Source organism: Caproicibacter fermentans (genome assembly GCF_009746625.1).
In the GTDB taxonomy this organism is placed as follows: domain Bacteria; phylum Bacillota; class Clostridia; order Oscillospirales; family Acutalibacteraceae; genus Caproicibacter; species Caproicibacter fermentans.
Window position 1 is genome coordinate 34,463 of record NZ_VWXL01000069.1, and the last position, 22,165, is coordinate 56,627.

22 protein-coding genes and 1 CRISPR repeat array are annotated in these 22,165 nt (G+C 48.4%); of the genes, 4 read left to right on the top strand and 18 right to left on the bottom strand.

The genetic code is table 11. The features are described from left to right. Positions 1 to 11: 11 nt before the first annotated feature. The 8 genes from CAFE_RS12160 to CAFE_RS12195 all read right to left on the bottom strand — a co-directional run bounded on the left by CAFE_RS12160 (position 12) and on the right by CAFE_RS12195 (position 6,184). Positions 12 to 881: a GH25 family lysozyme gene (locus CAFE_RS12160; RefSeq protein WP_156990807.1), complete on the bottom strand. Its 870-nt coding sequence runs from the start codon at positions 879 to 881 to the stop codon at positions 12 to 14. After that, a complete protein-coding gene (locus tag CAFE_RS12165; RefSeq protein WP_156990808.1) occupies positions 878 to 1,054 on the bottom strand; it encodes a hypothetical protein in 177 nt (58 codons plus the stop codon). The genes CAFE_RS12160 and CAFE_RS12165 overlap by 4 nt, the downstream gene beginning before the upstream one ends. A gap of 187 nt (positions 1,055 to 1,241) precedes the next feature. Next, positions 1,242 to 1,670 (bottom strand): bis(5'-nucleosyl)-tetraphosphatase, encoded by a 429-nt coding sequence (locus tag CAFE_RS12170; RefSeq protein ID WP_066643898.1) that lies wholly within the window; start codon positions 1,668 to 1,670, stop codon positions 1,242 to 1,244. A gap of 25 nt (positions 1,671 to 1,695) precedes the next feature. After that, positions 1,696 to 2,079, bottom strand: a complete 384-nt coding sequence (locus tag CAFE_RS12175; RefSeq protein WP_330593973.1) for a DUF3795 domain-containing protein — start codon at positions 2,077 to 2,079, stop codon at positions 1,696 to 1,698. Positions 2,080 to 2,114: 35 nt separating this feature from the next. Continuing rightward, positions 2,115 to 3,053, bottom strand: a complete 939-nt coding sequence (locus CAFE_RS12180; RefSeq protein WP_066643896.1) for a hypothetical protein — start codon at positions 3,051 to 3,053, stop codon at positions 2,115 to 2,117. A gap of 230 nt (positions 3,054 to 3,283) precedes the next feature. Continuing rightward, a complete protein-coding gene (locus CAFE_RS12185) occupies positions 3,284 to 5,140 on the bottom strand; it encodes a DUF3825 domain-containing protein (RefSeq protein ID WP_066643895.1) in 1,857 nt (618 codons plus the stop codon). A 123-nt stretch (positions 5,141 to 5,263) separates the two neighbouring features. After that, positions 5,264 to 5,596: a hypothetical protein gene (locus CAFE_RS12190; protein WP_066643894.1), complete on the bottom strand. Its 333-nt coding sequence runs from the start codon at positions 5,594 to 5,596 to the stop codon at positions 5,264 to 5,266. Between the two features lie 18 nt (positions 5,597 to 5,614). Continuing rightward, complete coding sequence (locus CAFE_RS12195; protein WP_156990810.1) at positions 5,615 to 6,184, bottom strand: glycosyl hydrolase family 65 protein; 570 nt, start codon at positions 6,182 to 6,184, stop codon at positions 5,615 to 5,617. Positions 6,185 to 6,899: 715 nt separating this feature from the next. Between CAFE_RS12195 and CAFE_RS12200 the strand changes: the two genes are divergently transcribed. Genes CAFE_RS12200 through CAFE_RS12210 form a run of 3 tightly spaced genes read left to right on the top strand, consistent with a single transcriptional unit; the run spans position 6,900 to position 9,013 of the window. Further along, positions 6,900 to 7,094: a hypothetical protein gene (locus CAFE_RS12200; RefSeq protein ID WP_156990811.1), complete on the top strand. Its 195-nt coding sequence runs from the start codon at positions 6,900 to 6,902 to the stop codon at positions 7,092 to 7,094. Next, the gene (locus CAFE_RS12205) at positions 7,088 to 8,350 is read left to right on the top strand and encodes a zinc metalloprotease (RefSeq protein ID WP_156990812.1); all 1,263 of its coding nucleotides are present in this window, start codon (positions 7,088 to 7,090) and stop codon (positions 8,348 to 8,350) included. Before CAFE_RS12200 ends, CAFE_RS12205 begins: the two co-directional genes overlap by 7 nt. A 15-nt stretch (positions 8,351 to 8,365) precedes the next feature. Next, positions 8,366 to 9,013, top strand: a complete 648-nt coding sequence (locus CAFE_RS12210; RefSeq protein ID WP_156990813.1) for a hypothetical protein — start codon at positions 8,366 to 8,368, stop codon at positions 9,011 to 9,013. 5 nt (positions 9,014 to 9,018) lie between these two features. On the opposite strand, the gene CAFE_RS20675 is transcribed toward CAFE_RS12210, so the two are convergent. Next, on the bottom strand, positions 9,019 to 9,183 hold the full coding sequence (locus tag CAFE_RS20675; RefSeq protein ID WP_083210133.1) for a LacI family DNA-binding transcriptional regulator: 165 nt from the start codon (positions 9,181 to 9,183) through the stop codon (positions 9,019 to 9,021). Between the two features lie 144 nt (positions 9,184 to 9,327). Further along, on the bottom strand, positions 9,328 to 9,915 hold the full coding sequence (locus CAFE_RS12220) for a TetR/AcrR family transcriptional regulator (protein WP_156990814.1): 588 nt from the start codon (positions 9,913 to 9,915) through the stop codon (positions 9,328 to 9,330). 196 nt (positions 9,916 to 10,111) lie between these two features. Here CAFE_RS12220 and CAFE_RS12225 point away from each other — a divergent pair, with 196 nt between their 5' ends. Then, on the top strand, positions 10,112 to 11,299 hold the full coding sequence (locus CAFE_RS12225; RefSeq protein WP_156990815.1) for an MBL fold metallo-hydrolase: 1,188 nt from the start codon (positions 10,112 to 10,114) through the stop codon (positions 11,297 to 11,299). A gap of 200 nt (positions 11,300 to 11,499) precedes the next feature. Then, a CRISPR array of direct repeats spans positions 11,500 to 13,205; the repeat unit is 33 nt; unit sequence ATTTCAATCCACGCACCCCGCGAGAGGTGCGAC. Between the two features lie 150 nt (positions 13,206 to 13,355). Here the strand turns inward: CAFE_RS12225 and cas2 are convergent. The 8 genes from cas2 to CAFE_RS12265 form a co-directional block, all read right to left on the bottom strand. After that, positions 13,356 to 13,646, bottom strand: a complete 291-nt coding sequence (gene cas2, locus CAFE_RS12230; RefSeq protein WP_066646502.1) for a CRISPR-associated endonuclease Cas2 — start codon at positions 13,644 to 13,646, stop codon at positions 13,356 to 13,358. A gap of 3 nt (positions 13,647 to 13,649) precedes the next feature. Further along, positions 13,650 to 14,678 (bottom strand): type I-C CRISPR-associated endonuclease Cas1c, encoded by a 1,029-nt coding sequence (cas1c, locus tag CAFE_RS12235; protein ID WP_066646514.1) that lies wholly within the window; start codon positions 14,676 to 14,678, stop codon positions 13,650 to 13,652. Beyond that, positions 14,662 to 15,297: a CRISPR-associated protein Cas4 gene (gene cas4, locus CAFE_RS12240; RefSeq protein ID WP_156990816.1), complete on the bottom strand. Its 636-nt coding sequence runs from the start codon at positions 15,295 to 15,297 to the stop codon at positions 14,662 to 14,664. The genes cas1c and cas4 overlap by 17 nt, the downstream gene beginning before the upstream one ends. Beyond that, positions 15,284 to 16,141 (bottom strand): type I-C CRISPR-associated protein Cas7/Csd2, encoded by an 858-nt coding sequence (cas7c, locus tag CAFE_RS12245; RefSeq protein ID WP_066646523.1) that lies wholly within the window; start codon positions 16,139 to 16,141, stop codon positions 15,284 to 15,286. The genes cas4 and cas7c overlap by 14 nt, the downstream gene beginning before the upstream one ends. Further along, entirely contained in the window at positions 16,128 to 17,969 is a 1,842-nt protein-coding gene (gene cas8c / locus CAFE_RS12250) for a type I-C CRISPR-associated protein Cas8c/Csd1 (protein WP_066646526.1), read from the bottom strand. Before cas8c ends, cas7c begins: the two co-directional genes overlap by 14 nt. Beyond that, a complete protein-coding gene (gene cas5c / locus CAFE_RS12255) occupies positions 17,963 to 18,640 on the bottom strand; it encodes a type I-C CRISPR-associated protein Cas5c (RefSeq protein ID WP_066646528.1) in 678 nt (225 codons plus the stop codon). The genes cas8c and cas5c overlap by 7 nt, the downstream gene beginning before the upstream one ends. Positions 18,641 to 18,676: 36 nt before the next feature. Beyond that, on the bottom strand, positions 18,677 to 20,860 hold the full coding sequence (cas3, locus tag CAFE_RS12260; protein WP_166525135.1) for a CRISPR-associated helicase Cas3': 2,184 nt from the start codon (positions 20,858 to 20,860) through the stop codon (positions 18,677 to 18,679). A gap of 288 nt (positions 20,861 to 21,148) precedes the next feature. Then, the gene (locus tag CAFE_RS12265) at positions 21,149 to 21,361 is read right to left on the bottom strand and encodes a hypothetical protein (RefSeq protein ID WP_156990818.1); all 213 of its coding nucleotides are present in this window, start codon (positions 21,359 to 21,361) and stop codon (positions 21,149 to 21,151) included. Positions 21,362 to 22,165: the final 804 nt, after the last annotated feature.

Consider the following 22,165-nt stretch of genomic DNA (forward strand, 5'->3'; position numbering starts at 1 on the left):
GTCATCACACCTTACGTTACACGGTAGACAAAACGTTTCAGGGGTTTTTCCCCCGGCGCTGCCGTATAGATTCCCGTTTCCGTTCCGGGCCCGCCCACGGCGACCAAAGCAAACAGCTGCTCGTTTCCGTTTCTGGGAAATGGAACGACCGTGACGATTCCCCCGGTTCCCGCCGTTAAAGACACTTGCCTCGGGCAGACGGTTTTTACCGTGTAAAATTCCCCGTGCGGGCGGGACAGATCCATGGTGGTGTCGATTTCCACGCTTGTCGCGGCGGCGGAAAAGTCACGGAAAACGGCGTCAAGATCCACCCTGCCGGAAATGCCGGGCACCGTCCCGAAGCTTGTCGTCTGCTGCAGCGCGCAGTCCGCATCCGGCCCGCCGCTGTAATCCGCAAGCCACAGGCTCCACAAACCAAGCGTCTGCGGCGTAAACACATTCAGCCGGTAATCGTTGTTCAGGTACAATACCGCGTTCCAGCCGTCCTGTTGGGCCGCGGCCAGAAATGTGTTGACCATGCTGTTGATCAGTTTGCCGGACGGCGCGGTTCCATGCACCTTTTTATAATAGTTGACAGAAGAATATTCATAGTCATACGCGACAAACAGAATCTTCCCGCGATACGGCTCGATCGTCTTTTTACATGCGGCCCATTCCGCAAGTGCGTCCGCTTCCGAATCCGCGTAAGAAAACCAGTACACGGCTGTTTTCAGGCCTGCCGCAGCCGTACCGGCAATATTGTTTTGAAACCGCGTATCCATCTGCGAAGGGCTGTTCCCGTAACCGGCCCGCAAAACCGCCCCGCGAACGCCGGAGGCCGCGACCTGCTTCCAGCCGATCTCTCCGTTGTGAGCGGAGACGTCGATCCATTTCTCATTCAAATCAAACGCCCCGCTTTCCGAAGCGCATCCCGCTCCGCGGCAATTTCTACTGCGGAGGTTTCCCGAATGCCGTCGATTTCACGGACTTGGGCGTTCTCCGCGCGGGCTGTCTGCTCCGATGTCATGCCAAGGGCCAGGGCTTTGATAATCTCATAGCTTTTCTGATCAGTCACAATACAAGTCTCCTTTCCTTGCAGGCCTCTCTTTAAAATATGTCCCGTATCGGGCGCGCGTGCGGAGGTCCCCCTTGAACCAGCCGCCAACATTCCCTTTTCATATTCCCCCTCATACAGCGCCGTTTTTGCATTCGATCAGGCAAAAACAGGGCGCGGAACGAAAAAAATCGTTCCGCGCCCTGTTTCAGGTTTTTGATCCCTGAATTTGATTTTTCAGGTAATCGGCAGCCGACTCAAGCAAATCGGCGTCGTTTTGGTAGGTGATCCTTTTCTTTGCCTCGTGAAAAGGGTACCACCCGGCTTCCAGAATTTCCTCCGCCTGCGTTTTCAGCCGGCTGTCCCCGGCTTCCGCGACAAAATAGACCACGTCCTTCCAGACGCCCGCCGAAGGACTGTAGGAGGCAACCCGGCGAAAGCCCGTGTCAAGCGCGACGCGCAGGCCCGTTTCCTCCCTGATTTCGCGCAGCGCGGTCTGTGCCTCGGTTTCCCCGTTTTCCACATGACCCTTGGGGAAAGACCAGTGCCCGCCGTTGACATGCCGGATCAACAGGTACCTGATTTCTCCGCCGGTCCGTAAAAAGACGACCGCTCCGCAGGATTTTTCCTGTTTCATCGTTTCACCCGCTTTTTTAAAAAGGTTAGCTTTTTTTCAACCGAGCCGTTTCGAGCAGGCTCTCCACTTTCTCTTCCGTTTCCAGATCATAGTCCCCGGTAATGCCGGACCTGTGATAAACCACCCCGGCCGATTCGTTTCGTTCCAGCAGATCCATCAGACTTTTTTTCCCGTATTTTGCAAGGAACTTTGCAAACGCAGTGACCTTCGGTTTTTGAAACATCCGGTTTTCACAGGGAAACTCCGCGCATTCCCAGCAGCCGTTCAGTCCCTTTTCCCTGCAGCAGCGAAAAGACTTGCACCAGTCCTTTTCGCGGCAGCCGTCGTTTCTGCAGCCGGCACAGGTTTCATTTTTGCCGCACAGGCAGCAGGCAAGGCCGCAGTATGCGACTCCTTTTGCACGATCCACCCCGGCACCTCTTTCTCTGTTTCCGGCGAACAGCCTCAGCTTAATTTCTTCATTTCATGTTTCAGGTTCGCGTTCTGATAGGTGGCTCGAATCGAAGATACGCTGGCGACCAGCATCAGCAGATAACCCATCGCAAGGTCCGAAAGAACCGATCTCGACACGGAGTCGTCCTTCATGAATTCCGGAATTGCCCGGAACGCGTCGAAAAACGTAATGTCGTATTCCGTTTTGAACTCGTTGTAAATTTCCAGCGCAAGGGAGACGTTTTCGGCAAAATAGAGCATTGCGACCGCAATCAGAAGAGAAATCACCATTCCCGCGGCATTCAGCTTGCCGCCGAACTTTTCATATCCCTTCATGCAGCAGACCGCCATGACAAAGCCGACGATCCCGGCAATATAGCCCAGCTGATAGACAATGACCCACAGCGCGACGCCGATCAGGGAGCCCAGCAAAGCCCCGACGATTCCGCCGGCGATATTGCTCTTTTGCTCTTTTAAAGACTGCTTCGCCATGGAAAGGTCGGACTGCGCCTTTTCAAAGCAGCCGCCGCACAGGGAGGCACACTCCCCGCCCAGACTGTAAACGCCCAGATTTGTCTGGGCCCCGCAGTATTTGCAGCAGCTCACCATCGAGCTTGACCTGCAGACGCTTAAAACGGAGTTCAGGACCTCCTTTAAGGCTTCCATCCTGTTTTTCCCGTTCGACTTCACCTGAACGGATGCGCCGACGCCGTCGAAAACGGCGGATTTAACCGCCGGATTGGACTGGGACAGGCCAGCGAAATAATCCTGAACCGCCTTTGCCTGTTCCGGGGTGCCGCCGTTTACATAAAACCGGATTTCAAAAACGCGCACGTTCGGCACATTCCTGATGATCATTTGATACCCCTGATAATATCCAAAAGCGCTCATTCGCTTTTGGTCGTAGGTCATCCCCGTGTCCTGTGCCAGTGTTTTCAGGCTTGCTCTCATAATATCCCTCCGAATTGTTTCAGCCCTCGCCGCCGCATATCCCCCGCTTCGGGCCGTTTGGTAATTTCCTATAAAAGTATCGGTTCGAAATCTGAAAGATGAAGTTTCGGAAAGAGATATTTTCAATTTTCATCGTATGGTACAGTCACATCTGCATCCGGATTTAAAAACTGTATATGTTAACCGCTGTTTTCTATTTTTGACGCCGCCGCCATGCTGCCATCCGGTTTTCAGTCGGCGGAATCGGAGTCCGTATAGGCGTCCAGATCCGGAACGATCTGGTCGGCGTTCAGCCATTCGCTGTTCGGGCGGCAGATCATCCGCGCGTCGATATAGGCCTGCTGAAGCGTCAGAATCGTCTGGCCCTGATAGTTTCCGGCGCGGGTCAGCTCCACGACGAGCGCCGCGTCCGCACGGCCCTCGCTGACCAGACACAGCGGCAGCATCAGGCTCATGACGTTCCGGGTCGGAAAAAAGCAGGGAATCGCCGTCTTATAGTTCCAGCGAACCTGTTTTCGCGCAAGATTGATCGCGTCTTCCAGCCGGTTTCGAAGCCGGTTATAAAGCCGGTTGGAATCCGAAACGATATCCCGCAGTTGCGCATACAGGTTCTTTTTCGCCTTTGGGGAACGCTCGGCCTCGATTTCATCCAGCAGCTCCAGCGCATCCGGTTCGCTGTGCAGCTCCTCCCGGAGAAATTCAACCGGCAGCCGGGCGATATTATCCAGCAGGATATGGTCATAATCGGTGTGCAGATCCTTTTCCAGGTCGAACAGAAGATCCTCTTTGCGTTCGAAATAAGAGGCGGGCTGCGGCAGGGGATTAAAATAATTTACAAGCCGCTTTCCCAATCCTCTGCCGCCCGCCTTGGAAAAGCCGATGAAGCGCCATCTGTTTTTCTGCCTGTCGTCGTTTGGTTCAAAGCACGCGTAAATATCGTCGTAATGCGGCGTGACCATGCCCGTGTTGAAAGCCGCGAACCGCCCGTCGTCGCTGACGCTGACCTTGTCCTCCAGCTGAAGGCGGTAAAACGTGTACTGCAGATAACTTCGCAGCATCAGCTTACTGTTGGGATCCTCCCCCTGAAAATACCACTTTTCGGGCAGCGCCATTTCCGCAAGGTCGCTGAGCACGTTGTCCCAGAAACCCATAAAGGCGAAATTTTCAATCGCCTTGCCCGGCGTGCTGTGCTGAACGCCGATAAAGTTCAGGAACCATCCGTTTTCCCCTTCGAAACGGGAGGGCTTGATTCCCGCGATCATCGGCTCGCCGCCGACCGCTTTCAGGGAAAGCGGAAAGGTATAGGCATTTTCCCTGACCGTAAACGTGCCGTTTGCCCTCGCCTCCCGGTAGGACTCCTTCATCCGGTTCAGAATTTCTTCGGACGGCGCCGCTTCCTCCCCGGTGATCAGCTTATTCAGAATGGCCAGCGTTTTATTCGGCAGAATGATCTCATTCATCGTTTCCGGCAGCTGCTGAAAAGCTTCGGGGCAGCCGGTTGAATTCCGGCCCCTTTCATGGTCCCAGGAGGGAACCCGATGAAGCGTGACCAGGGTGGCGGGGACGCCGTTGGTGACCGTGTCCTGAAGCGTCATGAACTCCGAAAGCTGCCGGAGCAGCTGCTTCATCTTTACAAATCCGTACGTTTCCTTGCGATACCCTTCGTTTGTCATGACAAGGCTGATTGACGCCATGGGCAGAGGCGTTTCCGCCGGAAATTCGTCGATCAGCAAATCATAAACGGCGCGCTTGTCCGATTCGCCCAGCGGCTTTTCGAGGGGTTCCGCCTCCGGCTTCTCTCCCTCCCGCGGCGCGGGCAGACGCTCCGCTTCCTCCTGCACGGCTTCTTCCTTCCACTCATGCAGCGTAACGGTATAATTCATGTTCGTGCCGGTGCGGACCTGGCTAAGCGAAGCGCATTCGGGCATCTCCTCCAAAAGCTGACGCATTTTCGGGTATCCGAAGTCCTCGCAGCCGATCTGATTTTCACTCAGATAACCCCCGACCAGAGCCATCAGATACGGAGTTTCAAACTCAAACCGTTTTACCAGAACGTTGTATATTTTTCTTTTCTCCGCCGTTTCCAAAATTCCCACTTCTCCCCAGATAAGCACTTATTGTACTTTGTTTTATTATACCGCTTTTCCCCGGTGTGAACAACCGAAGATTAGGGCGAATTCCATGCCGGCCAAGTCAGGCGGCTCCAGGGTTCAGCCGACGGCCGGGACCCGAAAAATCCTGTGCAGCCCCATTCTGATATTGAGACTCTGCTCATGGGCAGCCGGCTTTTCCGAAAGAAGGCTAATCTCATTCCCATCAACGAAAAGCTTCGTGAAGAGCGGGTTCGGCGCATTTACCGTTTCACGCCACTGTTCGCCATGCCTGTCATACACGCCGGCAAGATTGATGCCCGTATATTCGGATTTTCTGTATTCCTCTATTGTCCCGCGGCATCCCATATAGCCGTTTCCCGTCATAAATTTATTGCCGTTGCCGATTATTTTATCGCGCTCAAAGCCCTCTTCGCTTATAATCCAGTCCATTTTGCCACACCTTCAAAATCAAGTCCTGTTGCTGCCCCTCCGGGGAAATTCCACACCTTTTTCGGTGATCCGCCGCTTTTCGCCATAAAGCAGCACAGAGACTTCCACTCCATTGTCAGCCCTGATTTTAAGACTTTTTTGATCGATACCGATGAAAAGTACGGATCCCCTGTAAGCAATGCGGAAACTGTACGAATTCCACTCCTCCGGTATCATCGGATTCAGTTCAAGCAGCTCGCCGTCGCTTCGCATCCCGAGCACTTTTTTAACAAGCGTACTTTTCTCTGATTTTGTCAGATTTACAACGCATTTCAGCCCGATATAGCGGTCATCACAGCAGACTGTTTTCTCTGCGACTTCTTTCGAATCAAGACTGAACCCGGAAAAGATGCGGATTCCGGTTGTCAGGGTGCGGCCTATGATAGCCGCCCCAAGCCCACACTGCTCTTTCTTGATTTCCTGCCAGTAATTATATTGGCTGGACTCATGAACAAGCGAAAAATCAAGACCAAGCTCAATCACAGTATCGCCTGAAAAATTAAGAGGTGTTACACTTATGCGCTGATAGCCCTCGTCCGCTTTCTTCATGCTGAGGAAACTGTTCGGACTACCTAGATTCAGGACGCTGACTATGTAATCCCGCCAAAATGTAATACCTGCGTCCACTGGCGGTTTAACATTTCAGGCGTGATGCCACCAAATATGATAAAATCGAGTATCCTCTTTGGGCTTTCATCCTTATTGACGCTTTTATTATCTTGTTGAAGATGCACAGTCAATAAGACTTTAATATCGCACTAATTAATTATTAGGGTAAATTCAATTTTCGCCGAATTGAAGATTGACGATAAGAAATATATTGAAATAAATCGTATCAGGCAAATCAATTGACAGATATCCATATATGTAATATTATGGTAATTAGCAATAATGTTACATATAATTCAAGATTTTCCATTTACTGCTGGCACCCATTATATTTCGATCAATAGCTAATCCCATAAACGCTGTGATTTATTCGATCAATAAGAAGTATGGCTACCGCCATATTAGACAACACAGTATAGAAATTGTTCATGAAACGCCACTTTTCTAGGACGGCGATGAAGCAAGGCATGAGTTTGGTTTTTGGGGGATAAAACAATAGATATCCCCAATGCAACGAATACAGAATAGACGCATGCTTCATATTCAAAAAGGAGGGAGGTAAAGGAATCCTCACCCATACGAATTTATTATATCATCAGCCTCTTCGGCTGTTAATACCAATCTATCTTAATTATTATAGTAGGAGGTTTCAAAGATGAAAAGGTCAAAAATGTTTTTCTCTGTTTTTTTAACTGTAGCGGTTCTTGCTATTATACAACCGGTTTATGCTGCTTCACCAAACCGAAATTCGGCTAATCCAAACATGAAATCGGCTGTTAAGGTCCTTTCGATTGATGAATCAGAACCAATGGCAATCAGCGACATAATAAATCAAAAAAAGCCATGTTAAATACAAAAGACAGTGATTCTGGTAATGATATTATAAAAGGAGCAAAGCTAACAGAAAATAAACAGGTCAAAGATTCTATCATGAGTCCAAACGCTAGTGGTCCTGATCTGGCAATTGGAAGCATTACTACCAATCCATCTACTCAACCATTTTCTTATACAAATTATACTAAATTCAGTGTACCAGTTGCGAATATAGGAGATACAAGCGACACAAATGTAACAATAGCTACACTAATCGACGGTGAAACAGCATGGATAGATAACTTCGGTACTTTTGCATCAGGCTATGGCGGCACATATACTGTTTCGATTAGCAAATTATGTGGATCTCATCGAATCGATATTGAAATAGAGGGTGACACTACTGAAACGAATTCTTCAAATAATAAAAGTGGTAGAAATTACACGTGGCAAAGTGTTATAGATTTGGCCGCAATAGCTCCGACACAAGTTGAAGATCCTTTAATTTGCACAGAGGAATTTCATGTAAAGGCACCTGCAGTAAACTATGGAGACATTTCAGTGACAGGCGTACGAGTGGATTTCTACTTACCCGGAGGTGTCACAGCCAATACGACAGTGGATCTTCCCGCGAAAACAGGAAGAATCCTCACACTAACATTAACCTATTATGCCTGTGGGGGTGGACAATTCAGTGTAGAGGTAGATAAAAATAAAAATATTAACGATGTGGATCGGTCCAATAATTACACCACTAAACAATTCTATATTACTCCAGAAGAAGATGCTGTAATAGGAAGATATCAGGACCCGATCAAGCTAAAATTTGCCATTGCTCCCAGCGCACAGGACCTGACAGTCCTTTCCTACAGTGATATCAGCAGCGCCATAAATAAATGGAATGGAATTATTAGTACAGTCAAAATAGACTTTGTTGCGAATGTCGGTAATGAGACCCCAGATGATTACAACGTTGTTTTGAATGCTTATCCTGGAGATTCGCAGGATTTTATTGCAGAAACAGATGCAATGATAATTAATGGCCAATGGATTGATACAGGCTTGCGACGCATGAAATTGAATTCATACTATTTTAATGGAAATGACAGTACTATAGGAAAAAAAGAATTAATAAGAACCGTGGCGCATGAAACAGGCCATATCTACGGCTTAGATCATCCGACATGTCAAAGTCAAGCCATTATGTTTCAGTCAGCGTATCTCGATTCGGGTCTTGCAAGTTATAATATAGAGTTACATGACAGTGCAAACTTAAAATACCTGTATTCATAATTATAGGGGGTTAAAATGATGAAAAATCGTATTACGTTATTACTTTATTCCACTATTATCGCAATCTCCCTGTCGGCATGTCAAGTCAATTCTACGGAGCCTTCCGGTCTGGGGCAAAAGCCCTTAGCGGCAGATCAGGTTCAAGTTGTAACAGGAGATTCCTTGTATGATCCCCAGACATTAGATGAAGAGGAGAAGCTGGCGGAATATATTGTAGAAGGCAAGATACTTGACGACGCAAAGCAAAAACTATATAGCCCTGACTCAAAATCAGTAACCTTTGGAATTACAGCTTCCTCATTTCAAATTTCCCGTGTATTTAAAGGAAACCTAAAAGAGGGTGACACAATTTCAATCGCTGAAAGGTATTATACTGTTGAAGAAAATGGAAAAGCAGTACGTTATGAGCTCGGGTATGGACCATCTATGCCCAATAAAGAATATATCTTTTTCCTAATTAAAGATGACGACAGTAATGAGTTTCTTCGGGGCTTTTACACGCCTTCTGGTAAGGAAACAGGTCGGTATCCGGTAATTAACTCTGATGAAAAGAACTCGTTCAACGTGAAATCGCTAACAGATGGCGAACTGAATCTTGTTCAGACCAAACCTGATGTCTATCGCAACATTTATAATGAAGTAATCAATAAATACATGAAGTAGTGCTTTCACACGATAAGTTTTTGTAGCATTCGATGCCCGGCAAAAGTTCGTGCCTCGCAAAGGGATGAGGGTTTTCGGATCAACGCCATTCGAGACTTGGCATGAATAACATTGCTTACAGTCATAGGCGTCACATTCGCAGCCCTTGCGATATCCTTGATCGTAATCATAGAGTCTCCTTATATCGTGTGCGTTGATTGAGATTTAACGTTATACTTATTTGTAATATACTTTATTCCAATTCGCCGGGTAAGTAAATAACAACCCAATAATTCTTCAAAGGCGCTTCCATAGGTTTGGGATGGAATATCGGGCTAAACCAGCAGCGCCGTCAGAAGCAGCGATATCATTTCATCAAGAAGGTGTGGATTCTGGTCATAGTTCAAACTTGCCTGAGGATTATGGATTACATAGAATCGAAACATATCAATTAAGTTCAGCATAGCGTCCGTCGTAATCGTATCTTTGATGGCGCCTTCGCTTTTTCCCTGTTCAATCAGGAAAACTATGGCCTGCCTGATTTTTTCCAGTTGGTCTTCCGTCGTATTTTCTTCTGTTTTTAACTGGCTGCGCAGGGATTCTGCAACAAAATTGGCGGAATAATTTCTAGAATAGACCGCCACGGTGTAAAAAAATTTTTCAATTTTCTTTTGGACCGTTTCTTCACTGTTTATAACGGACAGGATGGTATGGTAGTAATCTTCCCAAAGAGTTTTCATTAATTGATTTTTTAGATTTTCCTTACTTTCAAAGAAATTATAAATGGACACCTGTGAAACGGAAGCCCTTTTTGCAATTTCTGCAATGCTCACTTTATGGTAGCCATATTGTTTGAACAGCTCCTTCGCTGCAAGCAATATGGCTTCTTTTTTTTCTTTACGCCTTTTTTCGAATCCGTTCATACCGCACTTCCAAAATTATGAAATATATTAATGAAACTGTTTTATAAATATTAAATAATTATAAAATATGAAATTTATTAATCATTATATATTATAACTATTGATTATTCAATAGCCGGAATCTATAATAAGCACAACGTTTTATGAAATATATTAATTGGTATGTTTCATAAAATAAATAAATTGGAGGTCTTCCATGATGGAAAAAACAAAAAATGAAGCAGAATCCGACGATTTGGTCCAAGAGGTGCTGCCTGACGTTTGGAGAATTGAGGGATTTTTGAGCGGCAATTTCTGGGGCAGAGCACCGTCTTCCACAACCTATGTCCTGAGGGACGAAGATAAGGTTTACATCATCGATCCGGGAACGCTTCCGTACTGCAAGAAAAAGATACTGGACCTGGTTGATCTGTATGAAAAAAAAGGGGTCGGGGAAGTCGTTATGCTGATCACCCAGGGCCATTTTGACCATGCTGCCAACTGCGACGTTGTGAAGGAAACTGGGCTCCCCTGGAAATTCTATCTTCCTGAAGAAGAAATCGGAACGACAAGAAGTATGATTACGGATATTATGAACGATTACGAGGAACTGGAAAAATGGGAAGATGTATTCTCTACGGAGTTCCCGGGAAATCCGCTGTTCGAAATGACCGAAAAGAAATCTCACCGCCTGACGAAGAACGTGATGAGAGCAATCGTGGAAGAAACCGTGGGTCATGACGACAATCATATGGTGGATGAGGCGACTATTTTAAAGCCAAGCTCAAGAATCACCCGGCAATACGGCAGCGTGACGCTTACCGGGTGGGAGCTGGGACGGTTCTTCATTTCCTTTGACGGCTCTCACTCCCGCGGGCATGTCTGCGTCTATGATCCGAAATACAAAATCATTTTCAGCGGGGATACCACGATTGAAATTAATCCGCCGTTTCTGTACAGTTCCATGGATAAGCTGATCGACATAACCGATAAATACAGGACGATGGCGCATGAAGGCTTGATTGTTTATACCATGGACGCCCACAGGTCCCATGACATGAACAGGGTGCTGAAGGCAAAGGGGGTTCCGGTCAACCAATACGAGCTGGAAATGTACACCGCCAACAGTGCGGACAGCGAGGCCTTCTTTGACTTCTTCTGCACGTACTATAAAGAGATGAAAAAAGAGATTCTTGCCGCGCATCGCCGGGTCGGCCGGGCAACCATTGGGGAAATCGTGAAAGAACTGCTCAAATCCGATAATGAATCCGTAAAATTCAAGGCTTCCCTGAAATGGCCGGAGCTCCCGTCGCGGCTGGACGCCGCTGTCGCTGTTGTCCTGCGGGACGCGGGCGCCGTTCCGATTGAAGCGGACGGAAAAATCGTGATTGACCCCGTTGGCTGAACAGAAGAGCATCATCTGTGACAGCATGCATCCTAAAGCTTTTCCGAACTTAGATTGCAAATATGGACATAAGAAAATTCTACAATGCAACTGGAATTGCTGTAAGACTGTTTCATCATACATAAACCATCTTATCCCGGTTCGAAGACGGCTAAATGAACATGCGGGCCGCTTTTTTCTTTTTCGTTGCGGATTCTTGCATTTCAATCCACGCACCCCGCGAGAGGTGCGACGGTTCAAGTCCTGTCACCCGCACCACCACGGCTTATTTCAATCCACGCACCCCGCGAGAGGTGCGACCACGGTACTTCATCGTCATACGGCCCGGAATACATTTCAATCCACGCACCCCGCGAGAGGTGCGACTAGCGACATTGGCGGGATCGTCTTTGGCAGTCGATTTCAATCCACGCACCCCGCGAGAGGTGCGACGCGTCCACAGTAACCGGCAGCAAACCGAAGTTCCGATTTCAATCCACACACCCCGCGAGAGGTGCGACATAATATCCTTGCATTCTTTGCGCCGGAGTAAGATTTCAATCCACGCACCCCGCGAGAGGTGCGACATACATTATTGTTTCCTCCCACAAACCGCATTATCATTTCAATCCACGCACCCCGCGAGAGGTGCGACCATAATCCGTGCGGCCCACTGGACCATCAGGCGCATTTCAATCCACGCACCCCGCGAGAGGTGCGACTGATGTAGATTCCAATTTTTTACTTCGCTTTGTAATTTCAATCCACGCACCCCGCGAGAGGTGCGACGGCAAGCGTTTTGATGATTTGTCTGAAGATATGAATTTCAATCCACGCACCCCGCGAGAGGTGCGACATATCGTCTTTCCTTTACTGTAAATTAGGATACAATTTCAATCCACGCACCCCGCGAGAGGTGCGACAACCGTATTTATTGCACTTGTTTTCTATGCGTTTATTTCAATCCACGCACCCCGCGAGAGGTGCGACTTTGATTGCAGTGGATCAGGATGGATTGATAAAAATTTCAATCCACGCACCCCGCGAGAGGTGCGACGGCTGTAGAATCAAAATTGTTTTCACTGGTGATAATTTCAATCCACGCACCCCGCGAGAGGTGCGACACGATATAATCGATTTAAACTGTTTCCAGTACACATTTCAATCCACGCACCCCGCGAGAGGTGCGACTATTTCTTCTTCTTCTTGTGTTATATCAGATTTACATTTCAATCCACGCACCCCGCGAGAGGTGCGACTTGTGTTGCTGATCATTGCAAAGCTGCTTGATGATTTCAATCCACGCACCCCGCGAGAGGTGCGACTCACCTATGATTATACATAAATTATGATTATTTTATTTCAATCCACGCACCCCGCGAGAGGTGCGACCATAGTCTGATGTACTTGCTTGTGGTTTTTGCCATTTCAATCCACGCACCCCGCGAGAGGTGCGACCGGGAATAACAGTTTACCCTTATACGTCTGCAAATTTCAATCCACGCACCCCGCGAGAGGTGCGACCCGCCATTGTAGGCAACAAAGCCAGCGCTCCGGGATTTCAATCCACGCACCCCGCGAGAGGTGCGACCCCTTCTAACTGCGTTTGCTCGGTATCGGTAACATTTCAATCCACGCACCCCGCGAGAGGTGCGACTTTTCTTCGTAGTCTGCAATGTTGCCGCCGTATGATTTCAATCCACGCACCCCGCGAGAGGTGCGACTCGAACAGCAGGACGTTTAAAGGCTTGCATATGAATTTCAATCCACGCACCCCGCGAGAGGTGCGACTTTATTCCAACATTCTGTGTCACTTGTCTATGAAATTTCAATCCACGCACCCCGCGAGAGGTGCGACGGACGCTTGGCATCACGACGGCTATGTACATGTATGATTTCAATCCACGCACCCCGCGAGAGGTGCGACTCTATATATTGTGCATATGGAGTTGCATTCCGCATACGGGGCGGACAACAATAACAAGTAATCTATCTGCTATGAAGATTCCTTTATGGAGATGGACAAAAACTAATCCGCGAACCGCACGGTATTTTTGCAGTCACCGCACGTTCGCACTCAGAAAATCAACACCCCCTCGCTGTCATATCCCGGTTTCACACCGATATGCTCAACACGCTTTTTCCAGTTATCCCCCAAATAATAAAAACGCAGGCTGTCCTTGTCAGGGTCAATCAGCTTGATAAGACGGTCTTTCATCTGTAAAAATTTGCCGTAGTCGAGATTAACCTCAAACACCGAATTTTGTACCCTCTGACCGTAATTGACACATTCTTTTGCGACTTTTCGCAGCCGTGTTTTGCCTTTTTCGGAAGTGATGTTCACGTCATAGGCGACAATGACAAACATATTCTACCCCCAGACAAGATTCGGATAAGTCTCGATTTCACCCCGAATATATTTGGCCAGCAGATTTGCCTGAACATAGGGAAACAGACCGATTGGCGCTTTTTCTTTCGTAAATGGATGTTTTACACATTCGTTCTTTTTGTTCTGCCATGCGGTAATGACTTTCTTTCGGCCGTCATCATTGAGCCATACTGCCCCGCTGACCTGCTTATCAAAATCACTTTTTTGCACGATTTTCAGATTGACCATCGTAAGGACCAAACGCTCAACCAATGCCCGGAATTCCTCCATGATATCGCACGCGAGAGAAGCCCTTCCCGGGCGCAGTGTATGAAACAGGCCAATATAGGGGTCGAGACCGACACATTCGAGAGCAGACGCAATATCATTAGTGCAGATCGTATAAAGAAAGGAAAGCATGGCGTTGGTTAAATCAAGAGGTGGGCGCTTTGTTCTTCCGGAAAGTGAGAAATCCTCTTTTTGCTGGGTAAACAGCGAGTCGAACACATCAAAATACGCTTTGGCGCTCTGACCCTCAATCCCCCGTAATGCTTCCGGTTCCTTTTCCTGAAGCAGCTTTTTCTGATTCTCTTCAAGCAAATCAATACAGCGGGACAGCTTGCCGCCGGTGTCGGTTTGCGGATAATCGCGACGCGAACGCATGAGTAAATTGCGTGTGTTCTTCAGCTTTGCGGTGATCAGATTTTGGATCAGCTCCGTTTGTCTTTCCGGATCGGAGAACGTCTCCATTTGCTGTTTGCGCAGAAAGACATTGCCTTTCACCTGCCCGGTTACTCTGGCAAGGAACCTTCCGCCGGGAGAGATAAAGCACAGCCCGATCCGTTCTTCGGCGCATTTGCCCATCAGTGCCGGACTGCAGCCGGGATAGTTCATGCAGACAACGCTTTCAATATTGGAAAGCGGCAGTCTTGCGGCCTCTTTCCCATCTAACAGCATCACAATATTTTCCCCGTCCAGACTGAGGTAGGCCTCCTGATGGGTGATATACAGCGTGTTAAGCAGTTTTCGCATGACGGCGCTTTTCCCCCTTTGGCATGCAAATATCCTTTAAGGAGCATCCGCCGCAGTACTGGCCGTCCCGGATGGGAGGAATGACGCCGGCTTCTCGCAGCGATTTCATTTCTGAGAGGGTCGATTTTAAAAATGCGTAATCATCCTCGCGAAAATCAACCCGTATTCTTTTTCGGGTATCCGCGTAATAAAAGAAGGTTTTACAGTCTGTTTTGAAAATACTGTCCGCACAGATCTTCTGTGCCAGAAGTTGCATCGCGTCCTCACGCCGAAAATCACCGGCTTTGGGAGAACGCACCTTGTATTCGACAATGGTAAGCTCAAAGCGTTCCCCATATTTCCCGATCAAGCATCCTGACGGAGAGCGGCGAAGTTCAAGGCAGTCGATCACGCCGAAAAGCCCCCAGTCGTCATTGTATACCCTGACCGACCGTTCCACGATTGCGCTGCGGGCCGCACCGCGTTTGCCGGCGTCCACGTTTTCGTGTATCAGATTGCCCCTGCAGACAAACACATTTTCGGCCCAGCTGCAATCGGTTTCCATCAGTCCCCACCGGTGCGGGCAGTAGAGGTACTGCTGAACCGACCGGATATCTGTTAACGTGTCAGAACTTTTCAATGATCTCTACCCCTTCGGGCATAGACTTATCAATCGTAATGTTGTAATTGCTGAATTTACGGGGAATCTCTACTCCGCTCTTCTTTTCGATTGCTATTTTGTCGAACAGCAGATGGGATGGTGCATTGCCGAGGGCCGAGTCGTGCTTGAAGACATACAGCTTCCGCATGCACAGTTTGCCCCGTGCCGCGCTGTGGTCGATTTCAAACATGTTTTCGATACTCCGCCAAAGCAGTGCAAGGTCGTCTTCACTGAAACCTGTTTTGTTGGCAAGCAGCGCGGAAACATATCCTTCCGCCCGGTAAAGGCCATAGGGGATAAAATTCTTCTTCCCCATGGTATTTCCCTTTTCGGACTGGTCGGATTCTGTGGTAAGCGCCTGACGGGTGATGGTGATCTCCTGCGGAAGCACCGGGTCGATACTGCGCGCAAAGTTGATCTGAACCGGTCCGCGAACAATGCCGCATGGGTCGTCACCGGTGCTCATGACGGCGCCAAAGGTTCGCACGTCAAAATAATTTCTGCAGATGTAATCCCGAGCCTGTGCTACCGCGTTCTGGTCTTTGCCCTTCTGTTTCGTTTTAAGATTGCAGGCATCGTATGCTTCAGTATACTTTGTGTTCAGGGCCCGGTCGTTTTTAATGAGAATATTGTAGCCGGGCTTTCCCTCCTGTGTGGCCTCGACATAGTTGCGGATTTTACGTTTGAGGCATACGTCGGTCACAATGCCGATACTTGTTTCGGCGTCGACACGGGGCATATTGCCCGCGTCGGGGTCTCCGTTGGGGTTGCCGTTCTCCACATCAAAAAGCATGACGAACTCGTACCGGTTATGCAGGCTCATTGTCTTTCTCTCCTTCGCTTTTCGTTTCAAACATTTTTTCTTTTTGCTGGTAATATCCAAGGATAAACATCCCCTGCTTTTCCATGTTCATGGCCTTGGGGAAAGAGTCGCCGAGATTACTTACAATTTCCTGAATGATTTTCTCAAAGAAAATTGCATTGCCTCTGTCCAGTTTCCCGAAATGGCTCTGAGAAAGTTTCATTAAGCGGGGGAAAACAAGATACGGCGTACTGCAGGCCGAGGAAAAGAACCTGTCCTTAATCGTGGTGTTGATACCCGGAAGCGCCTTTTGCTGAATCATTTCCAGAACGGCAAAGAGTCTGCCGCAGTTGTAAGCGCCGTCCGTGTTCTGCGTGTTCAACATAGTAAATTCGCTCCTTTTTATAAGATCCATGCGTGTCAGGCACGCCTTGATCATCCGTACGCGGTCACGACTGACCGCATAAAACTTTTTCGCCGCGTCGTCCTGATCTGTTTTTGCCCGGCGCACCGCTGTTTCGAGCATAAAACGGGGATAAGGGGAGCCGCGGAGGATGCTTTGCAAGATTTTCGTCGAAAGGTCGGGCGGCAGCGGGTCCTTGGAGGCAATCGGTGATTTCAGTGCTTTGCTGATGAGCCAGATCGGCATCTGTTTGTCCGCCGGAGAGAGCTGCATATCCCTGTGATGCTGCTGAATACGGTCCATTATCGTTCCGAAAGAATTGTGTTCGAATATCTTGATGGCCAAACGGCTGCTGTTTGGTTTCACGCCGAGAATGTAAAACTCCGTGCCTTGATCGATCCCAAAGCCTTTCCAGTCGGCTTCCTTGCCCTGTGAAAGCTGACTGAAAACAGATGCAAGCGCCTGTTCCTGCGATTGACGTTCGTTCCGCTCCGCTTCGGATGGATCTTCCGCCGGCAAAGAGAAAAAACCAGCCCCGGTGTTGAATGCCTGCAGATACGGCTTTTCGGATTCCGCCGTCATAGCCCAGAAAAGGAGCGTCATACCGTCAAGCATCTGTTTATGAGCCGGTACGGAAGTGAGATAATTGAACGCCTTGGTATATTTCTCCATAATCTCCTGTGACACGGAACTGTTATAGGATTCCCTTCGGCCATAAGACCAGAAAGCCGGCGACTTTAGGCAAACAATGTTCACGCCGGTGGCAAGCCCGCCGGATATTCCCGTAAGATTGTCGTGGATCCGGGCAATCTGGCCATACTTTCCGCTGATGCTGCACTGCCCCAACACCGCGTCGGCCGGGATCGGCCTGTTCCGCCAGTCGTTTTCCCACTTCTCTTTTACCTGCGCTTCACGACTGAGCGGTCTTTGTGCAGCTGGGTCTTCCTGCGACGTGACAATGAATTTCGCACCGCCGTATTTTTTGCCCAGTGCCGTAAGGAACGGATTGTCAAGCTCGTTTTCCGGGTTCCAGTTTTGCAGGAAGATTTTATATGCGTCGATGATCGGAGAGCTTAATCCCTCAAGAAACGAAAGATTTTTCTCTTTGCATTTTTCAAAGGCGAGCAGGGAATTCTTCGTCGCCGAAAGCTTTTCATTCTTCTTGTCCCACTCAATGCCAAAAAGGTATTTTTCACGGTGGTCTATGGTTTCAGCCGAGATTCCGGGCACCGAGTTTCGAAAAGGAAAAAACTCGTCCCGCGGAACTTCCTTCTCTTTTTTTCCGTTGAGCACAGCTTTTGTGTACGGCAAAATCTCTTTTATGGTTCCGTTGGAATGTAACACCAAATTATAATTCACGCCAACTTTGCTGTAACCGTCCGGCACAAGGCCGCTGTCCTTCTGCCGGCACAGACAGTCGTAGTATTTGCTGAGCGCCCTTAACATAGCAGCCCCTTGGCATACTTCGCCACATCGATAACACCGTTTATCATATGGGGGCGGTAAAAGCGCGGTTCAGCGGAATCCAGACTTTTGCCGGTTTTATCTTTTTTATACTGAAGATCGTAAAGCATATACCCGAGGTCAACGTCGCCCGTGATCGGGCTTTGCGGAATTTTGTCGGTCAGCGTGATTCGCGCGGGAAATTCCCTGCAGCCGAGGCACGGCTGAGCGAAATGCTGCCCTTTACGGAGCCGTCGCAGCAGAATGTTGCAGCACTTTTCCGGGGTCTGATTCTCGTCTTTTTCGTCCGTCAGCTCAAAGTGTGCCTCAACGCCGTAAAGAACATTTTTCAGCAGAAGGCTCGCCCGCTGGCTGATACATTCCTTTGTATAAATGCTGATGTCGTCTGCCATGCCGTCCATCTGCTTTTTCACAGCAGATGGAAGCAGTTTTTCGCTGACCTCGTTTCGCCTGATGTTGACGAACTGCACGGGCCTCAGCACATAGATCGTGTCAATGATGTATTTCATACCAGGGTGCCAGTAGATATTGGAAATTAGTCCGGTCAAAGCGCTCGGCGTCGGCACATCGTAGGAAACTCGTTCCACTTTCATCTCAGGCCTGCTGAAAAGTGCGTAGTCGCCTTCGATGAGAATCTTGATTCCGTAACCCATTGGAAACCTCCTTAATCTTTCTTATCATAGGTAATTTCACCAGATGTCGGCTTCATTGTTTTCAAACAGAATTCCGCTTTCTCTGCTGTAATACCGCTCGCAGCCAAGGTAGCGGATTCCTTTTTCGTCACAGACAGCGCCGGCCTTGGTCAGTTTCTCAAATTCGTATGGGCGCAGCGAAATTGAATACTTCTGGAGCCGCCTCACGGCGGCCATCCCGCCGTAGGCGGCAGCTTTCAGCAGCGGCATAACCGTCTCCCTGTTTTCTTCGGTAACGATCACGAGCGGCTGCGTGTTTTCGTCAATCAGGCGAAAATCGCGGGCATATCGGGCGTAATTGAATCCGAATCCGTCAATGCCGCAGGAAGCGGGGGAGAACGCCGCTTTGAAATCCATCGATTTTCTGCTGTCAAGCGTATAGGCATAAAGCCGGTTAAAGTAAAACTCGACTGCTTCTGGAGAAGCAACATCGTCATATCTTTGAAACACTTCGCGGCAGAACGATTGCTGAATCATAAATTCATTGCTTTTGGGCCGCAGGTCTTCCTCCTCAAACTCAAAGGCGTATGTTTTGCAGTCCCGCTTTTTGCCCTCACGGTTGCAGCGCCCGGCAGTTTGGAGCAGATTGTCAAGCCCTGCAAGTTCGCGGAAAACAAGGTCGAAATCCAAATCTACGCCTGCTTCGATAAGCGATGTGGAGACCAGGCAGAAATGTTCGCGATTTGCAAGGGAATCCCTCACTTCGGCGATGACCCTGCTGCGGTCGTCGTGGGTCATGTAGGTCGAGAGATGATACTTTTTCCCCGGCAGCAGTTGATAAATCCGTCTTGCGGCCCTGCGGGAATTGACAACGATGAGCGAATTTTCAGCCTCCGCCGCGAGACCTGCCAGCTTTTCCGACGAGCGCCGTCCAAGAGATTCGATTTTGCAGCGGTCAAAAATGGGAAAACTGCTTTTGTCTTCCGTCAGGTCGAGGGATTTTACACCTCCGCAGCCGAATTCGCGCATCCATGTGTGAAAATCGGGCATGGTGGCCGTCATGAAGACCGCTTCGCAGTGATATCTCTGGGTCAGAATCCGCACAGCTTCCAGACATGGCTGAAAAAACAGGCTGGGGAACATATGTGCTTCGTCGAACACGATGACGCTGTCGGCAATATTGTGCAGTTTGCGGAGCTCGCTGCCGCGGTTGCCGTAAATCGATTCAAAGAACTGCACGTTGGTTGTCACAACAATGGATGCGTCCCAGTTTTCAGCCGTTCGTTTGAGTCTTTTGCGCATAGCGGCGTCTTGAACGGATTCGTAATCAAAGTTGCAGTGGTGTTCCAAAATGGTTTCGGCTCCAAAGATGTCTTTGAACACCTTCGCATTCTGTTCAATGATGCTTGTGTAAGGAATCACATAGATAATGTGCTTTTTATGAGACCGAATTGCTCTTTCGAGCGCGAACTGCATGCTGGTGAGCGTCTTGCCGCTTCCCGTGGGCATATGAATCAGATAAATGTCGGCCTTTTCATCCGCGTGTGATATGACCTGCCTGCGCAGAGCCTCACGGGCTCGTTTGACGGGAGTATCCGCCTGAAACTGCGCAATATGCTGATTCATCAGATCGCAGCACGCCATGAAGTCTGCATGAATCCCCCGTTCCTTTCGGCCGCTGCAGAATTCTTCCGTGTCAAGATAATCGGCATCGGTCAGACAGGAAAACATCATCCGTGTCCAAAAAGCGTATTCTTTTTTAATATCGTCCGCGCTGCTGCCGTTCCTGCAAACGGCATCTTTCGCGGGGAAGGCGTTGATTTCAGTTAGTGCAAGCTCGCCTTTGCAGGCGGTAAAATCCTGCTGTTCTCTTTTCATGCGTCCGAGAAGTGTCGGTTCGTCTTCCGAATCGGTTCGGTTGCCCACATCCGGCAGACCGCTGTGGTGCCCGGCAATGCAATATGCCCCCGACTCCGGCCACTTCATTTCGAGCCAACGTCTTGCTCCGGCAATCGAGTGCTCCACAGACAGCTTTTCACCGTGCAGGCGGCGCTGAAAATCGGTCTGGTATTTTCCCGCATCGTGCAGCAGTCCGAGATCTTCGGCATATTCCTCCGTGCACCATTCCGCAGAAAATTTCTTTACAAGCTTTGCAACATTTTCGGAATGTTCTTTTATGGTCTGCCACTTTTCCTCGTTTTCCCCTTCAAGGGTATGTGCATAGTAAACCGGACGTTCCATAGTTATCTCCCACATGAAAGCCTTAATTTCCATTTATGTAAGTACTTGGCAGCACATGATATAGCCCGTCTCTGTCAGCAGTCGAACTCCGCATTTTTGCTTAAAACACGTCGTTGCCGGGCTCCTGGGCAGAAGCTCTAACCATGCTTAGCACATACTTCCTTTTATCATTATATTCTCACAAAACAGTAAATTCAACGAAATATGCTAAGAAAAACTTAAAAATGCGGAACCAGTTCCGCATTTCATAAAAACGGACGCCTCCGGTTTTTATCTCGGAAGCGTCCGTTACTCTTTTCTATTCAGCAGAACCGCGGGCTGCACCGCAAAACTCCCGAACCTGTTTTTCAGCCGGTCCACCGCGCGGTCCAGATGTTTCAGCCGTTCCCGGCCCGCCTCATCCCGGTACAGGTTCCCCTGGGAAGGAACCGTGTCCGGAACAAGATCCGTCATGCTGATTCCGATGCTCCGGATTGGCCGTTCCCATCGGTAACCATCCAAGTTAATGCCTTATAATTTCTATAACGAATAAAGGAAGCCATTATGCTTCCTAAAAATTCTTAATAAAGGTTAAGTGGAAATATACTGCATTTTATGGGCCCAAGTGATATAAAAATAGGAGAAAATAAAATAACCCTATCAATAACTTACATTAGCTGTAAAGAATTTTGCGGATTCTTTACACTAATCAAAACGTAAAAATACGTTACGTTCCGAAGACTAATTAGTCATCAACAGGGTTGGTTTTCTGTGTTACATTAATGGTAGCATGGTAATCATATACTTGTCAAGAATCTTGAACGTAACAGTTTTATCCAGACTGCGTTCAGGCTCTTGCTTTTTTATATCCCTTTTTACAAAAGCAAGATCGTGGACGTACCAGTTCACGATTTCCACAACGACCGGTTGTGTACCTCTTGTCTCTGACCTTAAAAAGCCAGTTGCGTGAGGTTGGCGCACTTTGAAAACTTTAAGTAAACCAAAACCAACATTTGAAGTACCAGTTCAAATGTTCGCGCTGATTTGCTTGCAATATGCTTGCCGAAAGAATACCGGAGTTTATTGGATCGAACCATTTCAAGTTGCGCGATGATGAGCAAATATATAAAAGAGGTGATGAAAGCTCGGAGCCAACCTCTGAACTCCCTGATAACGTGAACAACTTATCTGCACCAGAAATGTGGGTTTGCACAGGAACGGCTTTCGGATGACAGGCAGTTTTATGTTCTCTTTGGTTGTACCAATCAGAACAGCCAGAGAGTTATCATAAAATCAAATGCTCATAACGTGAACACTTGATTTTAT

What these genes read in the sequence shown, in the direction of transcription:
- cas2 (WP_066646502.1), bottom strand. Translation starts at nt 13,646, where the DNA reads ATGTTTGTCATTGTCGCCTATGACGTGAACATCACTTCCGAAAAAGGC.
- cas3 (WP_166525135.1), bottom strand. Translation starts at nt 20,860, where the DNA reads ATGGAACGTCCGGTTTACTATGCACATACCCTTGAAGGGGAAAACGAG.
- CAFE_RS20675 (WP_083210133.1), bottom strand. Translation starts at nt 9,183, where the DNA reads ATGATTACGATCAAGGATATCGCAAGGGCTGCGAATGTGACGCCTATG.
- CAFE_RS12190 (WP_066643894.1), bottom strand. Translation starts at nt 5,596, where the DNA reads ATGGACTGGATTATAAGCGAAGAGGGCTTTGAGCGCGATAAAATAATC.
- CAFE_RS12195 (WP_156990810.1), bottom strand. Translation starts at nt 6,184, where the DNA reads ATGAAGAAAGCGGACGAGGGCTATCAGCGCATAAGTGTAACACCTCTT.
- CAFE_RS12210 (WP_156990813.1), top strand. Translation starts at nt 8,366, where the DNA reads ATGATGAAAAATCGTATTACGTTATTACTTTATTCCACTATTATCGCA.
- cas7c (WP_066646523.1), bottom strand. Translation starts at nt 16,141, where the DNA reads ATGAGCCTGCATAACCGGTACGAGTTCGTCATGCTTTTTGATGTGGAG.
- CAFE_RS12200 (WP_156990811.1), top strand. Translation starts at nt 6,900, where the DNA reads ATGAAAAGGTCAAAAATGTTTTTCTCTGTTTTTTTAACTGTAGCGGTT.
- CAFE_RS12220 (WP_156990814.1), bottom strand. Translation starts at nt 9,915, where the DNA reads ATGAACGGATTCGAAAAAAGGCGTAAAGAAAAAAAAGAAGCCATATTG.
- CAFE_RS12180 (WP_066643896.1), bottom strand. Translation starts at nt 3,053, where the DNA reads ATGAGAGCAAGCCTGAAAACACTGGCACAGGACACGGGGATGACCTAC.
- cas8c (WP_066646526.1), bottom strand. Translation starts at nt 17,969, where the DNA reads ATGTTAAGGGCGCTCAGCAAATACTACGACTGTCTGTGCCGGCAGAAG.
- cas1c (WP_066646514.1), bottom strand. Translation starts at nt 14,678, where the DNA reads ATGCGAAAACTGCTTAACACGCTGTATATCACCCATCAGGAGGCCTAC.
- cas5c (WP_066646528.1), bottom strand. Translation starts at nt 18,640, where the DNA reads ATGGGTTACGGAATCAAGATTCTCATCGAAGGCGACTACGCACTTTTC.
- CAFE_RS12205 (WP_156990812.1), top strand. Translation starts at nt 7,088, where the DNA reads ATGTTAAATACAAAAGACAGTGATTCTGGTAATGATATTATAAAAGGA.
- CAFE_RS12225 (WP_156990815.1), top strand. Translation starts at nt 10,112, where the DNA reads ATGATGGAAAAAACAAAAAATGAAGCAGAATCCGACGATTTGGTCCAA.
- CAFE_RS12170 (WP_066643898.1), bottom strand. Translation starts at nt 1,670, where the DNA reads ATGAAACAGGAAAAATCCTGCGGAGCGGTCGTCTTTTTACGGACCGGC.